Source organism: Pseudomonas sp. FG98 (genome assembly GCF_057808595.1).
Genome location: NZ_JBMDIJ010000114.1, coordinates 1 through 15,590, shown reverse-complemented (window position 1 = coordinate 15,590; position 15,590 = coordinate 1). Strand labels below are relative to the sequence as shown.

Sequence of the window (15,590 nt, the reverse complement as noted above, 5' to 3'; positions counted from 1 at the left end):
TCTTGTCGAAGTCAACACGAGCCGAACCGAAAACTTCGGAGCAGACGCGAGTCAGAGCTGCAGTCAGAGTGGTTTTACCGTGGTCAACGTGACCGATGGTGCCAACGTTGACGTGCGGTTTGTTACGTTCGAATTTTTCTTTAGCCACGACAGTGAACCTCTTGCCTAAAGGGCTGGATTAGCCTTGTTTTTTAACGAGTGCTTCGACGATGTTCGACGGAGCTTCGGAGTACTTGGAGAATTCCATGGAGTAGCTAGCGCGACCCTGAGACATGGAACGAACGTCGGTTGCATAACCGAACATTTCTCCCAGCGGAACTTCAGCACGGATAACCTTGCCGGAAACCGAGTCTTCCATACCCTGGATCAGACCACGACGACGGTTCAGGTCACCCATCACGTCACCCATGTAGTCTTCTGGGGTTACCACTTCAACCTTCATGATCGGCTCAAGCACAACACCGCCACCCTTCTGGGCCAGCTGCTTGGTCGCCATGGAGGCAGCCACCTTGAACGCCATCTCGTTGGAGTCGACGTCGTGGTAGGAACCATCAAACACGGTTGCCTTCAGGCCGATCAGCGGATAACCGGCGACAACGCCGTTCTTCATCTGCTCTTCGATACCTTTCTGGATCGCCGGGATGTATTCCTTAGGAACCACACCACCTACAACCTCGTTGACGAACTCCAGGCCTTCAGTGATGTTGCCCTTCTCGTCCACTGCCGGCTGCGAGAAGCGGATCCAGCAATGACCGAACTGACCGCGACCACCGGACTGACGAACGAACTTGCCTTCGATCTCGACGTTGTCCTTGGTGATCTTCTCGCGGTAGGAAACCTGAGGCTTACCAATGTTGGCCTCGACGTTGAACTCGCGCTTCATGCGGTCAACGAGGATGTCCAGGTGCAGCTCACCCATACCGGAGATGATGGTCTGACCAGTTTCTTCGTCGGTCTTGACGCGGAACGACGGGTCTTCCTGAGCCAGCTTGCCCAGAGCGATACCCATCTTTTCCTGGTCCTGCTTGGTTTTCGGCTCTACAGCCACCGAAATCACAGGCTCAGGGAAGTCCATACGCTCAAGGATGACAGGCTTGTCTGCGTCACACAGGGTGTCACCAGTGGTGACGTCCTTCATGCCGATCAGAGCAGCGATGTCGCCCGCGCGAACTTCTTTGATCTCTTCACGCTGGTTCGCGTGCATCTGCACCATACGACCAACGCGCTCTTTCTTGCCCTTGACCGAGTTGATCACGGAGTCGCCCGAGCTCAGGAAGCCCGAGTAGACGCGCACGAAAGTCAGAGTACCAACGAACGGGTCGGTGGCAATCTTGAACGCCAGAGCCGAGAACGGCTCGTCGTCGCTAGCGTGACGCTCGATTTTCGGCGCGTTTTCGTCTTCGACGTTGTCCGGGTGGATGCCCTGGATAGCAGGGATCTCGGTCGGAGCAGGCAGGAAGTCGATAACGGCGTCGAGAACCAGAGGAACACCCTTGTTCTTGAAGGACGAACCACAGACAGCCGGAACGATCTCGCTGGCCAGGGTACGCGCGCGCAGACCAGCCTTGATTTCTTCGACGGTCAGCTCACCTTCTTCAAGGTACTTGTTCATCAGCTCTTCGCTAGCTTCAGCGGCGGCTTCAACCATGTTGGCGCGCCATTCTTCAGCCAGCTCAAGCATATCGGCAGGAATTTCTTCCTCGCGATAGGTGGTGCCCTTGTCTTCGTCGTTCCAGTAGATCGCCTTCATCTTGATGAGGTCGACCTGGCCCTGGAAGTTCTCTTCCGAGCCGATTGCCAGCTGAACAGGAACCGGGGTGTGACCCAGACGGTTCTTGATCTGGCCAACAACGCGCAGGAAGTTGGCGCCGGCACGGTCCATCTTGTTCACGTAGACAACACGTGGAACGCCGTACTTGTTGGCTTGACGCCATACGGTTTCGGACTGAGGCTCGACACCGGAGGTGCCGCAGAACACAACGACAGCGCCGTCGAGTACACGCAGCGAACGCTCTACTTCAATGGTGAAGTCAACGTGGCCGGGGGTATCGATGACGTTTACGCGGTAGTTGTCGTACTGACCACGGGAACCTTTCCAGAAGGTAGTCACAGCAGCGGAGGTAATGGTGATACCGCGCTCTTGCTCCTGCACCATCCAGTCGGTGGTCGCGGCGCCGTCGTGCACCTCGCCCATCTTGTGGCTCAGACCTGTGTAGAACAGGATCCGCTCGGTAGTGGTAGTCTTGCCCGCGTCAACGTGGGCACAGATACCGATGTTACGGTAGCGGTTAATTGCTGTAGTACGAGCCATAAAGCCCTCGCAAAAAGATTGATGCTTGAATTAGAAGCGATAGTGCGAGAAAGCCTTGTTGGCTTCAGCCATACGGTGCACGTCTTCACGCTTCTTGACTGCAGCACCTTTGCCTTCAGCAGCATCCAGCAGCTCGCCAGCCAGGCGCAGCGCCATGGACTTCTCGCCGCGCTTGCGGGCGAAGTCTACCAGCCAGCGCATTGCCAGCGCGTTACGACGGGATGGACGCACTTCAACAGGAACCTGGTAAGTAGCACCGCCAACACGGCGCGACTTTACTTCGACCAGCGGAGCGATGGCGTCGAGAGCTTTCTCGAAGATTTCCAGGGGATCGCTGTTCTTGCGTGCTTTAACGGTATCCAGAGCGCCGTAGACGATACGCTCGGCTACTGCTTTCTTGCCGCTTTCCATCACGTGGTTCATGAACTTGGCGAGGATCTGGCTTCCGTATTTCGGATCGTCCAGGATCTCACGCTTGGCTGCTACACGACGTCTTGGCATTGATAAGCCCTCAAACGGTCTTCAGGTTAGCCCGGGACACCCAACTCAAGGAGTTCGCGCCCGACCTTACTCTTATCGACTCAATAAAATGAATGAACTGCTGCAAACGACCGATTACTTCGGACGCTTGGTACCGTACTTCGAACGACCTTGGTTACGACCTTTGACGCCGGAGGTATCCAGGGAGCCGCGAACGGTGTGGTAACGAACACCTGGCAAGTCTTTTACACGGCCGCCACGAATCAGGACGACGCTGTGCTCTTGCAGGTTGTGGCCTTCACCACCGATGTACGAGGAAACCTCGAAACCGTTGGTCAGACGCACACGGCATACTTTACGCAGTGCCGAGTTAGGTTTTTTCGGCGTAGTGGTGTACACGCGGGTGCACACGCCACGACGTTGCGGGCAGTTCTGCAGCGCAGGAACGTCGGATTTCTCGACGATACGCTTACGCGGCTGACGTACCAGCTGGTTGATAGTTGCCATCTACTAGCTCCACTGTTGTCTTGCGACGCTATTGTCTTGCAAGAAAAGCAAAAATTGGCAGGGCAGAGCCCCACCAAATTTAGGGGTACAAGAGTCTAAAGAGGATCTTGTACGCAGTCAAGACGAGGCCCCGGCTCGCCCTCCCCGGTCATCGGTGACAATTGATGTCACCGAGTTTCAGAGAAGACTTGCCAGGGCCCCGCCCCTTCTTCAGTTACCGCTGGAGTTCAGCGCTTCAGTCAGTGCGGCCTCGACCTCACTGGCACTTACACGCAGCGGTTTGTCAGCATCACGGCGACGCTTGCGCTCGCTGTGGTAAGCCAGACCGGTACCAGCCGGGATCAGACGACCCACGACCACGTTTTCTTTCAGGCCGCGCAGGTAGTCGCGCTTGCCGGTAACCGCCGCTTCGGTCAGAACACGGGTGGTCTCCTGGAAGGAGGCCGCCGAGATGAACGACTCGGTGGACAGCGAGGCCTTGGTGATGCCGAGCAGCACGCGCGAGAACTTCGACACGAACTTGTCTTCGGTTGCCAGGCGCTCGTTTTCGACCAGCACCTGGGTCAGCTCCATCTGGTCGCCCTTGATGAAGCTGGAGTCACCGGACTCGGTGATCTCAACTTTACGCAGCATCTGACGCAGGATGGTCTCGATGTGCTTGTCGTTGATCTTCACGCCCTGCAGACGGTAAACGTCCTGGATCTCGTTGACGATGTACTTGGCCAGCGCGCTAACACCCAGAAGACGCAGGATGTCGTGCGGGTCGCTAGGACCGTCCGAGATAACTTCGCCGCGGTTCACTTGTTCGCCTTCGAAGACGTTCAGGTGACGCCACTTCGGAATCAGCTCTTCGTACGGATCGGTACCGTCGTTCGGTGTGATGACCAGGCGGCGCTTACCCTTGGTTTCTTTACCGAAGGCGATGGTGCCGCTGACTTCCGCCAGGATCGACGCTTCTTTCGGACGACGCGCTTCGAACAAGTCGGCAACGCGCGGCAGACCACCGGTGATGTCACGGGTCTTCGACGTTTCTTGCGGGATACGCGCGATAACGTCACCGACGCCGATCTGGGCACCGTCAGCAACACCAACAAGGGCGTTCGCCGGCAGGAAGTACTGGGCCGGTACATCAGTACCCGGCAGCAGCAGATCCTTGCCATTGGCATCGACCATCTTGATTGCAGGACGGATTTCCTTACCTGCAGCCGGACGGTCTTTGACGTCCAGAACCTCGATGTTGGTCAGACCGGTCAGTTCGTCGGTCTGACGCTTGATGGTGATGCCTTCTTCCATGCCCACGAAGGTCACGGTACCTTTCATTTCGGTAACGATCGGGTGGGTGTGCGGGTCCCACTTGGCGACGATGGCGCCAGCTTCGACCTTCTCACCTTCCTTCACGGAAATCACCGCACCGTAAGGCAGCTTGTAGCGCTCACGCTCACGACCGAATTCGTCGGCAATCGCCAGTTCGCCAGAACGCGATACCGCGACCAGGTTGCCGTCGGCGCGCTCGACCTGCTTCAGGTTGTGCAGACGAACCATACCGCCGTTCTTCACCTGAACGCTGTCGGCAGCCGAAGTCCGGCTTGCCGCACCACCGATGTGGAACGTACGCATGGTCAGCTGGGTACCAGGCTCACCGATGGACTGGGCAGCGATAACGCCGACCGCTTCACCGATGTTCACCTGATGACCGCGAGCCAGGTCACGACCGTAGCACTTGGCGCAGATGCCGTAACGGGTTTCGCAGCTGATCGGCGAACGCACGACGACTTCGTCGATGCTGTTCAGCTCGATGAACTCGACCCACTTCTCGTCGACCAGGGTGCCAGCCGGAACGATAACGTCGTCGGTGCCAGGCTTGAACACATCACGTGCAATCACACGACCCAGAACACGCTCACCCAGAGGCTCTACAACGTCGCCGCCTTCAATGTGCGGGGTCATCAGCAGACCCTGTTCGGTGCCGCAGTCGATCTCGGTCACGACCAGATCCTGGGCAACGTCTACCAGACGACGAGTCAGGTAACCGGAGTTCGCGGTTTTCAACGCGGTATCCGCCAGACCTTTACGAGCACCGTGAGTCGAGATGAAGTACTGGAGTACGCTCAGACCCTCACGGAAGTTCGCGGTGATCGGCGTCTCGATGATGGAGCCGTCCGGCTTCGCCATCAGGCCACGCATACCGGCCAACTGACGAATCTGGGCAGCCGAACCCCGGGCACCGGAGTCAGCCATCATGTACATCGAGTTGAAGGACTCTTGCTCGACTTCGTCGCCATTGCGATCGATCACCTTCTCTTTCGAGAGGTTGGCCATCATCGCCTTGGATACTTCGTCGTTCGCCTTCGACCACAAGTCGATGACCTTGTTGTACTTCTCGCCCTGGGTGACCAGGCCGGAGGCGTACTGGCTCTCGATTTCCTTCACTTCGTCGGTAGCGGTACCGATGATGCGGGCTTTCTCGTCCGGGATAACGAAGTCGTTAACACCGATCGAAACGCCGGAAATGGTCGAGTAGGCAAAACCGGTGTACATCAGTTGGTCAGCAAAGATCACGGTCTCTTTCAGACCAACCACGCGGTAGCACTGGTTGATCAGCTTGGAGATCGCCTTCTTCTTCATCGGCTGGTTGACCACGTCGTACGACAGACCTGGCGGTACAACCTGGAACAGCAGCGCACGGCCGACGGTGGTGTCGACGATACGGGTGTTCTTGACACTGCCACCATCACGATCGTTTACGGTCTCGTTGATACGGACCTTGATCTTCGCGTGCAGGGCAGCTTCGCCGGCGCGGAATACGCGGTCGACTTCCTGCAGGTCGGCGAACACGCGACCTTCGCCCTTGGCGTTGATGGCTTCACGGGTCATGTAGTACAGACCCAGTACCACGTCCTGCGAAGGAACGATGATCGGCTCACCGTTGGCTGGCGACAGGATGTTGTTGGTCGACATCATCAGCGCGCGCGCTTCCAGCTGGGCTTCCAGCGTCAGCGGCACGTGCACGGCCATCTGGTCACCGTCGAAGTCGGCGTTGTACGCAGCACAGACCAGCGGGTGCAGCTGAATAGCCTTGCCTTCGATCAGTACCGGTTCAAAGGCCTGGATACCCAGACGGTGAAGGGTCGGTGCACGGTTGAGCAGTACGGGGTGTTCGCGAATCACTTCAGCGAGAACGTCCCAGACCTCTGGCAGTTCGCGCTCGACCATCTTCTTGGCGGCCTTGATGGTGGTCGCCAGACCACGCATTTCCAGCTTGCCGAAAATGAACGGTTTGAACAGCTCGAGAGCCATCTTCTTCGGCAGACCGCACTGATGCAGACGCAGGGTCGGACCTACGGTAATTACCGAACGGCCAGAGTAGTCAACGCGCTTACCGAGCAAGTTCTGACGGAAACGACCCTGTTTACCCTTGATCATGTCGGCCAGGGACTTCAGAGGACGCTTGTTCGAACCGGTGATGGCACGGCCGCGGCGACCGTTATCCAGCAGGGCGTCGACCGCTTCCTGCAGCATGCGCTTTTCGTTGCGCACGATGATATCCGGCGCGGACAGGTCGAGCAGGCGCTTCAGACGGTTGTTACGGTTGATTACCCGACGATACAAATCGTTCAGGTCGGAAGTCGCGAAGCGACCGCCATCCAGCGGAACCAGAGGACGCAGATCTGGCGGCAGAACCGGCAGAACGGTCAGGACCATCCACTCAGGCAGGTTGCCCGAGCCCTGGAAGGCCTCCATCAGTTTCAGACGCTTGGACAGCTTCTTGATCTTGGTTTCCGAGTTGGTCTGCGGAATTTCTTCACGCAGGCGGCCGATCTCGTGCTCCAGGTCAATAGCGTGCAGCAGTTCGCGGACAGCCTCGGCACCCATGCGGGCGTCGAAGTCGTCACCGAACTCTTCCAGCGCTTCGAAGTACTGCTCGTCGTTCAGCAGTTGACCTTTTTCCAGAGTGGTCATGCCTGGATCGATAACGACGTAGCTCTCGAAGTAGAGAACGCGCTCGATATCACGCAGGGTCATGTCCATCAGCAGGCCGATACGGGACGGCAGCGACTTCAGGAACCAGATGTGGGCGACTGGCGAAGCCAGTTCGATGTGCGCCATGCGCTCACGACGAACCTTGGCCAAGGCGACTTCAACGCCGCACTTCTCGCAGATCACACCACGGTGCTTCAGGCGCTTGTACTTGCCGCACAGGCACTCGTAGTCCTTGACTGGGCCAAAGATCTTGGCGCAGAACAGACCGTCACGCTCGGGCTTGAACGTACGGTAGTTGATGGTTTCCGGCTTTTTAACTTCACCGAACGACCACGAACGGATCATCTCAGGCGAGGCCAGTCCGATACGGATGGCGTCGAACTCTTCGACTTGACCCTGGTTTTTCAGCAAATTCAGTAGGTCTTTCAAGGCCTTTCCTCCTGGCGGAGCAGGGAGCGCGCCGTTAGGCCGCGCTCCCGATTCGCGTCACGTGTTATTCGGTTTCCAGATCGATATCGATACCGAGCGAACGGATCTCTTTGATCAACACGTTGAAGGACTCGGGCATGCCCGGCTCCATACGGTGATCGCCGTCCACGATGTTTTTGTACATCTTGGTCCGACCGTTCACGTCGTCCGACTTCACTGTGAGCATTTCTTGCAGGGTGTATGCCGCGCCGTATGCTTCCAGCGCCCACACTTCCATCTCCCCGAAACGCTGACCACCGAACTGCGCCTTACCACCCAGCGGCTGCTGGGTAACCAGGCTGTAAGAACCAGTGGAACGAGCGTGCATCTTGTCGTCCACCAAGTGGTTCAGCTTGAGCATGTACATGTAACCAACGGTCACAGGGCGCTCGAACTTGTTGCCGGTACGACCGTCGAACAGCACCATCTGGCCGCTTTCCGGCATGTCCGCCAGCTTCAGCATGGCCTTGATTTCGCGCTCTTTGGCACCGTCGAAGACCGGGGTAGCCATAGGCACGCCCTTCTTCAGGTTGTTCGCCAGAGTCAGGATCTCTTCATCGGTGAAGGTCTCCAGTTGCTCTTGACGCCCGCCGATCTCGTTGTAGATCTCGGTCAGGAAGCCACGCAGCTCAGCGGCCTTGCGCTGCTCTTCGAGCATGCGGTTGATCTTCTCGCCCAACCCCTTGGCCGCCAGGCCCAGGTGGGTTTCGAGAATCTGACCAACGTTCATACGCGAAGGTACGCCCAACGGGTTCAGGACCACGTCGACCGGAGTACCGTTGGCGTCGTGCGGCATGTCTTCCACAGGCATGATCACCGAGACCACACCCTTGTTACCGTGACGACCGGCCATCTTGTCGCCCGGCTGGATGCGACGACGGATTGCCAGGTAGACCTTGACGATCTTCAGCACGCCTGGAGCCAGGTCATCGCCCTGCTGCAGCTTGCGCTTCTTGTCTTCGAACTTGTCGTCCAGCAGACGGCGGCGATCAACGATGTACTGCTGAGCCTTTTCCAGCTGCTCGTTCAACGCATCTTCGGCCATGCGCAGTTTGAACCACTGGCCGTGCTCCAGACCGTTCAGGACTTCGTCAGTGATCACGGTGCCTTTTTTCAGGCCCGCACCACCGTCGACTACCTGGCCATTCAGAGCGGAACGCAGACGCTCGAAGGTTGCGCCTTCGACGATGCGGAACTCTTCGTTGAGGTCCTTACGGATCTCGTCCAGCTGCATCTTCTCGATGGACAGCGCACGGCTGTCGCGCTCGACGCCATCACGAGTGAAGACCTGTACGTCGATGACGGTACCTTTGGTGCCGGTCGGCACGCGCAGGGAGGTGTCTTTGACGTCGCTGGCCTTCTCACCGAAGATTGCGCGCAGCAGCTTCTCTTCCGGAGTCAGCTGGGTTTCGCCTTTTGGCGTGACCTTGCCGACCAGGATGTCGCCAGCGCCGACTTCGGCACCCACGTAGACGATACCGGCCTCGTCCAGCTTGTTCAGCGCAGCCTCACCCACGTTCGGGATGTCCGCGGTGATTTCCTCTGGGCCGAGCTTGGTATCACGCGCCACACAGGTCAGTTCCTGGATGTGGATCGTGGTGAAACGGTCTTCCTGAACCACACGCTCGGACAGGCAGATGGAGTCTTCGAAGTTGAAGCCGTTCCACGCCATGAACGCGATGCGCATGTTCTGACCCAGAGCCAGTTCACCCATATCGGTGGACGGGCCGTCGGCCATGATGTCGCCACGCTGGACCACATCACCTTTGTTGACCAGCGGACGCTGGTTGATGCAGGTGTTCTGGTTCGAGCGGGTGTACTTGGTCAGGTTGTAGATGTCGACACCGGCCTCGCCAGTTTCGACTTCGTCGTCGGCTACGCGAACGACGATACGGCTAGCGTCGACGGAGTCGATCACGCCGCCGCGGCGAGCAACCACGCAGACACCGGAGTCGCGAGCAACGTTGCGCTCCATGCCGGTACCTACCAGCGGCTTGTCAGCGCGCAGGGTCGGTACAGCCTGACGCTGCATGTTGGAACCCATGAGTGCACGGTTGGCGTCGTCGTGCTCGAGGAACGGAATCAGCGACGCCGCGACCGAAACTACCTGCTTCGGCGAAACGTCCATCAGGGTCACGTCTTCAGGTGCCTTGACGGTGAATTCGTTCAGGTGACGAACAGCTACCAGCTCATCGATCAGTTGCTTCTTCTCGTTCATTGCGGCCGAAGCCTGTGCAATGACGTGATCCGCTTCTTCGATCGCCGACAGGAACACGATGTCGTCGGTAACCACACCCTCTTTCACCACGCGGTATGGGCTTTCCAGGAAGCCGTACTGGTTGGTGCGGGCATAGGCCGCCAGGGAGTTGATCAGACCGATGTTCGGACCTTCAGGGGTCTCGATCGGGCAGACACGACCATAGTGAGTCGGGTGTACGTCACGGACTTCGAAGCCGGCGCGCTCACGAGTCAGACCACCTGGGCCGAGTGCGGAGACACGACGCTTGTGGGTGATCTCGGAGAGCGGGTTGTTCTGGTCCATGAACTGCGAGAGCTGGCTGGAACCGAAGAACTCTTTCACCGCCGCCGCGACCGGCTTGGCGTTGATCAGGTCCTGAGGCATCAGGCCTTCGCTTTCGGCCATCGACAGACGTTCCTTGACCGCACGCTCCACGCGCACCAGGCCAACGCGGAACTGGTTCTCGGCCATCTCGCCGACGCAACGGACGCGGCGGTTACCCAAGTGGTCGATGTCGTCGACGATGCCCTTGCCGTTACGGATGTCGACCAAGGTCTTCAGAACCTCGACGATATCTTCCTTGCTCAGCACGCCCGAACCTTCGATCTCGGTACGACCGATACGACGGTTGAACTTCATGCGACCAACAGCGGACAGGTCGTAACGCTCGGCGCTGAAGAACAGGTTGTTGAACAGGGTCTCGGCAGCATCCTTGGTTGGCGGCTCGCCAGGACGCATCATGCGATAGATCTCGACCAGCGCTTCCAGTTGGTTGCTGGTGGAGTCGATCTTCAGGGTATCCGAGATGAACGGACCGCAGTCGATGTCGTTGGTGTACAGGGTCTCGATGCGGACAACCTGAGCCTTGGCGATCTTGATCAGCAGCTCGGTGGTCAGCTCGGTGTTGCACTCAGCCAGGATTTCGCCAGTGGCCGGATGCACGATCGCTTTCGCAGTGGTGCGACCCAGAACGTATTCCAGCGGCACATCCAGTTGCTTGACGCCGGCTTTTTCCAGCTGGTTGATGTGGCGCGCAGTGATACGACGACCTTGTTCGACGATGACCTTGCCGGTCTCATCCTGGATGTCCATCACGGCGACTTCACCGCGCAGGCGCTGAGGCACCAGTTCCAGGCTCAGCTTCTCGCCGGAAACATGGAAGACGTTGGTGGTGTAGAAGGTATTGAGTACTTCTTCGGTGCTGTAGCCCAGTGCACGCAGCAGTACCGAGGCCGGCAGTTTGCGGCGACGGTCGATACGGACGAATACGCAGTCTTTCGGATCGAACTCGAAGTCCAGCCAGGAACCGCGGTAAGGAATGATGCGCGCCGAGTACAGCAGTTTGCCGGAGCTGTGGGTCTTGCCACGATCGTGGTCGAAGAACACACCAGGCGAGCGGTGCAACTGGGAAACGATCACACGCTCGGTACCGTTGATTACGAAGGTACCGTTTTCAGTCATCAGGGGAATTTCACCCATGTAGACTTCTTGTTCCTTGATGTCCTTGATCGCTTTGTTCGACGATTCTTTGTCGAAAATGATCAGACGTACCTTGACCCGCAGCGGAACGGCATAGGTCACGCCACGCAGTACGCACTCTTTGACATCAAACGCCGGCTCGCCCAGACGATAGCCAACGTACTCCAGGGCAGCATTGCCGGAGTAGCTGATGATCGGGAAAACCGACTTGAAGGCCGCATGCAGACCGACGTCGCGGAACTGATCCTTGGTCGCCCCTGCTTGCAGGAATTCACGATAAGAATCCAGCTGGATGGCCAGGAGGTAAGGCACATCCATGACGTCCGGCAACTTGCTAAAGTCCTTGCGGATACGTTTTTTCTCAGTGTATGAGTAAGCCATCAGCGTTCCCCAGCTTGGTCACCTGCTTGTTTGGCTCCTCCCGGCGGGAGCAACCAGAAAATCGTGCAAACCCCTTGGTTTGCGCCACCATTCGCGGTGGATAGTGCTCGTTATCAGCCTCAACCCGGTTGACTGCCAATAACGGAAAAAGGCCGGTGGCAATAGCCACCAGCCTCAGCCGTTTGCTTAACGCTCGGGCTGGAGTCGCAAGGTCGAAATTACTTGACTTCGACTTTAGCGCCTGCTTCTTCCAGCTTCTTCTTCGCGTCTTCAGCGGCTTCTTTAGCAACGCCTTCAGCGATGACTTGAGGAGCGCCGTCAACCTTCTCTTTGGCTTCTTTCAGGCCCAGACCGGTCAGTTCACGAACGGCCTTGATCACGTTGACTTTCTTGTCGCCAGCTTCAACCAGAACAACGTTGAACTCGGTTTGCTCTTCAACAACAGCAGCGGCAGCAGCTGGGCCAGCAGCGGCAACAGCAGCGGTAACGCCGAAGGTTTCTTCCATCGCTTTGATCAGCTCAACAACTTCCAGAACGGTTTTCTGGCCGATTGCTTCGATGATTTGCTCGTTAGTCAGAGACATGACTTAAATCCTGTATTGGGGTGACAGCCTATGCAGCCATCAAATTAAACATATGAGTTGAAAGGAGTTTTCGCGCCTTAGGCTGCGGAAGCTTCTTTCTGGTCGCGAATGGCTGCCAGGGTGCGAGCCAGCTTGCTGGTAGCGCCTTGGATAACGCTCATCAGCTTCGCGATGGCTTCGTCGCGGGTCGGCAGGGTAGCCAACACGTCGATCTGGTTCGCTGCAATGAACTTGCCGTCAAACGCAGCTGCCTTGATCTCGAACTTGTCCTGACCCTTGGCAAACTCTTTGAACAGACGGGCAGCAGCGCCCGGGTGCTCGTTGGAGAATGCAATCAGGGTCGGGCCGGTGAAGGCGTCGTTGAGAACACTGAACTCAGTGTCAGCAACGGCGCGCTTGAGCAGGGTGTTACGTACGACACGTACGTAAACGCCAGCTTCACGAGCCTCTTTACGGAGTCCGGTCATTGCGCCTACAGTCACGCCACGGGCATCAGCCACAACAGCGGACAGAGCGACTTTGGCAGCCTCGTTGACTTCAGCGACGATGGCCTTCTTGTCTTCGAGTTTAATTGCCACGGGTTTACTCCTGGATTTTACCGTTTCATCTGGCCGAGGCCGGATGTCGTTTTGGTGTCTGATTCGGTAACGAATCGGGAGCACCATCTGCGTAGGCTTGAGGTTTAAGGCTTGCGCCGCCTACGGTCTTGGATAGCCCCCGCCAGGCAGGGACCCCAATTTTTCAACACAGGGCTGATTTCTCAGCCCGGCGTTTCTTAAGCGTTCAGCGAGCTCTGATCAATGACCAGACCTGGGCCCATGGTGGTGCTCAGGGTAACGCGCTTGACGTAGATACCTTTCGAGGAAGCAGGCTTGATACGCTTCAGGTCAGCGATCAGGGCTTCAACGTTTTCCTTCAGCTTGACGGCTTCGAAGCCAACCTTGCCAACGGAAGTGTGAATGATACCGTTTTTGTCGGTGCGATAACGAACCTGACCAGCCTTGGCATTCTTGACAGCGCCGGCGACGTCTGGGGTTACGGTACCAACTTTCGGGTTCGGCATCAGGCCGCGAGGACCCAGAACCTGACCCAGTTGACCTACAACGCGCATGGCATCCGGGGAAGCGATGACGACGTCATAGTTCAGATCGCCGCCTTTCATTTCGGCAGCCAGATCGTCCATACCTACGCGGTCAGCGCCGGCAGCCAGAGCGGCTTCAGCAGCTGGGCCCTGGGTGAAGACAGCAACACGTACGGTCTTGCCAGTGCCGTGAGGCAGCACAGTAGCGCTACGAACGACCTGGTCGGATTTACGCGGGTCAACACCGAGGTTGACAGCAACATCGAAGGACTCGGTGAACTTCACAGCGGACAGTTCAGCCAGCAGGGTTGCTGCTTCTTCGAAGTTGTAGACTTTGCCAGCTTCCACTTTGGAAGCGATGGCCTTTTGGCGCTTGGTCAGCTTAGCCATTACACACCCTCCACGTTGAGGCCCATGCTGCGAGCGGAACCGGCGATGGTACGCACGGCCGCATCCAGGTCAGCAGCGGTCAGATCGGCAGACTTGGCCTTGGCGATCTCTTCCAGCTGAGCACGGGTCACAGTGCCAACTTTAACGGTGTTCGGACGAGCCGAACCGCTGGTCAGGCCGGCGGCCTTCTTCAGCAGAACCGAAGCTGGGGTGCTTTTGGTTTCGAAAGTGAAGCTGCGGTCACTGTATACAGTGATGATCACAGGAGTCGGCAGGCCTGGCTCTTGACCCTGGGTACGGGCGTTGAAGGCCTTGCAGAATTCCATGATGTTCACACCGTGTTGACCCAGTGCTGGACCAACGGGTGGGCTTGGGTTGGCCTGGCCGGCCTTAACTTGCAGCTTGATGTAAGCCTGAATCTTCTTAGCCATGAGCTACTCCAATATCGGGTACGAACGCCAAGAAGGCTCCCCGGTTTGCTTGCGTTTTATCCCAGTGACGAAAAAACCCCGCAGCGCAAGGCTGCGGGGTATGGGATGCTTCGTCCAGTTAGACCTTTTCGACCTGGCTGAACTCGAGCTCCACCGGAGTAGAGCGACCGAAAATGAGCACTGCAACCTGCAGACGGCTCTTCTCGTAGTTAACTTCTTCGACAGTGCCATTGAAATCAGCGAACGGACCATCGATAACTCGAACCACTTCACCTGGCTCGAACAGTGTTTTTGGCTTCGGCTTGTCACTACCATCTGCCACTCGACGAAGAATTGCATCAGCTTCTTTGTCGGTAATCGGTGCAGGCTTATCGGCAGTACCACCAATGAACCCCATGACACGAGGAGTATCCTTGACCAAGTGCCAGGTACCCTCGTTCATTTCCATCTGAACCAGCACATAGCCTGGGAAGAACTTACGCTCGCTTTTGCGCTTCTGGCCATTGCGCATCTCAACCACTTCTTCAGTGGGGACCAGAATTTCGCCGAAGCCGTCCTCCATGCCTGCCAGCTTCACGCGCTCGATCAGCGAGCGCATTACATGCTTTTCGTAACCCGAATAAGCATGAACAACATACCAACGCTTAGCCACAGGACACCCTTAGCCAACAATCAAGGAAATCAACCAGCCGAGCAGGGAGTCAAGACCCCACAGCAGCAGCGCCATGACCAACACCACAACCACAACGATCAACGTGGTCTGGGTAGTCTCCTGGCGGGTTGGCCATACGACCTTACGGATCTCGGTGCGAGCTTCCTTAGCCAGCGCAAAAAACGACTTGCCCTTGACGGTCTGCAACGCAACAAAAGCAGCAGCAGCAGCAAGAACGAGCAAGACAATTACGCGATACAGGATCGGCGATGCAGAGTAATACTGATTACCGACAACTCCGACAACGACCAAGGCAACAACAGCAAGCCACTTGAGCAGATCAAAACGAGAATCTTGGGCTTCAGACTTGGAAGTCATATGGTGGGTCCTGTGAAAAGAAAGCCAGATACACGAGAGAATCTGGCAGGTCAGGAGGGAATCGAACCCCCAACCTACGGTTTTGGAGACCGTCGCTCTGCCAATTGAGCTACTGACCTAAAAGCTTAATCAGGCCGGCCACTATACCGGCCTGATAGAGATAAATCAACTACTTACTCGATGATTTTGGCTACGACGCCGGCGCCGACGGTACGACCGCCTTCACGG

At 57.3% G+C, this 15,590-nt stretch carries 12 protein-coding genes and 1 tRNA gene; all 13 read right to left on the bottom strand.

The features are described from left to right. On the bottom strand, positions 1–148 hold a 148-nt coding region (locus ACODSK_RS30295), incomplete at its 3' end, for a GTP-binding protein (protein WP_256202992.1). Positions 149–178: 30 nt separating this feature from the next. Beyond that, the gene (fusA, locus tag ACODSK_RS30290; protein WP_489021492.1) at positions 179–2,311 is read right to left on the bottom strand and encodes an elongation factor G; all 2,133 of its coding nucleotides are present in this window, start codon (positions 2,309–2,311) and stop codon (positions 179–181) included. A 30-nt stretch (positions 2,312–2,341) separates the two neighbouring features. After that, positions 2,342–2,812, bottom strand: coding sequence for a 30S ribosomal protein S7 (rpsG, locus tag ACODSK_RS30285; RefSeq protein WP_009397350.1), 471 nt, complete (start codon positions 2,810–2,812; stop codon positions 2,342–2,344). A gap of 114 nt (positions 2,813–2,926) precedes the next feature. After that, complete coding sequence (gene rpsL / locus ACODSK_RS30280) at positions 2,927–3,298, bottom strand: 30S ribosomal protein S12 (RefSeq protein ID WP_003186084.1); 372 nt, start codon at positions 3,296–3,298, stop codon at positions 2,927–2,929. A gap of 210 nt (positions 3,299–3,508) precedes the next feature. Next, the gene (gene rpoC / locus ACODSK_RS30275) at positions 3,509–7,708 is read right to left on the bottom strand and encodes a DNA-directed RNA polymerase subunit beta' (RefSeq protein ID WP_489021490.1); all 4,200 of its coding nucleotides are present in this window, start codon (positions 7,706–7,708) and stop codon (positions 3,509–3,511) included. A 64-nt stretch (positions 7,709–7,772) separates the two neighbouring features. Then, on the bottom strand, positions 7,773–11,846 hold the full coding sequence (rpoB, locus tag ACODSK_RS30270) for a DNA-directed RNA polymerase subunit beta (protein ID WP_489021488.1): 4,074 nt from the start codon (positions 11,844–11,846) through the stop codon (positions 7,773–7,775). A gap of 218 nt (positions 11,847–12,064) precedes the next feature. After that, a complete protein-coding gene (gene rplL / locus ACODSK_RS30265; RefSeq protein ID WP_489021486.1) occupies positions 12,065–12,430 on the bottom strand; it encodes a 50S ribosomal protein L7/L12 in 366 nt (121 codons plus the stop codon). Positions 12,431–12,507: 77 nt separating this feature from the next. Continuing rightward, positions 12,508–13,008, bottom strand: a complete 501-nt coding sequence (rplJ, locus tag ACODSK_RS30260; RefSeq protein WP_476744646.1) for a 50S ribosomal protein L10 — start codon at positions 13,006–13,008, stop codon at positions 12,508–12,510. A gap of 197 nt (positions 13,009–13,205) precedes the next feature. After that, entirely contained in the window at positions 13,206–13,901 is a 696-nt protein-coding gene (rplA, locus tag ACODSK_RS30255; protein ID WP_489021484.1) for a 50S ribosomal protein L1, read from the bottom strand. Beyond that, positions 13,901–14,332 carry a 50S ribosomal protein L11 gene (gene rplK / locus ACODSK_RS30250; protein ID WP_489021483.1) on the bottom strand — a complete coding sequence of 144 codons (432 nt, stop codon included), beginning with the start codon at positions 14,330–14,332 and terminating at the stop codon, positions 13,901–13,903. The genes rplA and rplK overlap by 1 nt, the downstream gene beginning before the upstream one ends. 118 nt (positions 14,333–14,450) lie before the next feature. Further along, on the bottom strand, positions 14,451–14,984 hold the full coding sequence (gene nusG, locus ACODSK_RS30245; RefSeq protein WP_042123502.1) for a transcription termination/antitermination protein NusG: 534 nt from the start codon (positions 14,982–14,984) through the stop codon (positions 14,451–14,453). Between the two features lie 9 nt (positions 14,985–14,993). Beyond that, positions 14,994–15,362, bottom strand: a complete 369-nt coding sequence (gene secE / locus ACODSK_RS30240; RefSeq protein WP_489021481.1) for a preprotein translocase subunit SecE — start codon at positions 15,360–15,362, stop codon at positions 14,994–14,996. A 43-nt stretch (positions 15,363–15,405) separates the two neighbouring features. Further along, a tRNA-Trp gene (locus ACODSK_RS30235) sits at positions 15,406–15,481 on the bottom strand. Between the last annotated feature and the right edge of the window lie 109 nt (positions 15,482–15,590).

Bases quoted from the DNA above. Each gene is read 5' to 3' on its own strand.
- fusA (WP_489021492.1), bottom strand. From the start codon at position 2,311: ATGGCTCGTACTACAGCAATTAACCGCTACCGTAACATCGGTATCTGT.
- rpsG (WP_009397350.1), bottom strand. From the start codon at position 2,812: ATGCCAAGACGTCGTGTAGCAGCCAAGCGTGAGATCCTGGACGATCCG.
- rpsL (WP_003186084.1), bottom strand. From the start codon at position 3,298: ATGGCAACTATCAACCAGCTGGTACGTCAGCCGCGTAAGCGTATCGTC.
- rpoB (WP_489021488.1), bottom strand. From the start codon at position 11,846: ATGGCTTACTCATACACTGAGAAAAAACGTATCCGCAAGGACTTTAGC.
- rplL (WP_489021486.1), bottom strand. From the start codon at position 12,430: ATGTCTCTGACTAACGAGCAAATCATCGAAGCAATCGGCCAGAAAACC.
- rplA (WP_489021484.1), bottom strand. From the start codon at position 13,901: ATGGCTAAGCTGACCAAGCGCCAAAAGGCCATCGCTTCCAAAGTGGAA.
- rplK (WP_489021483.1), bottom strand. From the start codon at position 14,332: ATGGCTAAGAAGATTCAGGCTTACATCAAGCTGCAAGTTAAGGCCGGC.
- secE (WP_489021481.1), bottom strand. From the start codon at position 15,362: ATGACTTCCAAGTCTGAAGCCCAAGATTCTCGTTTTGATCTGCTCAAG.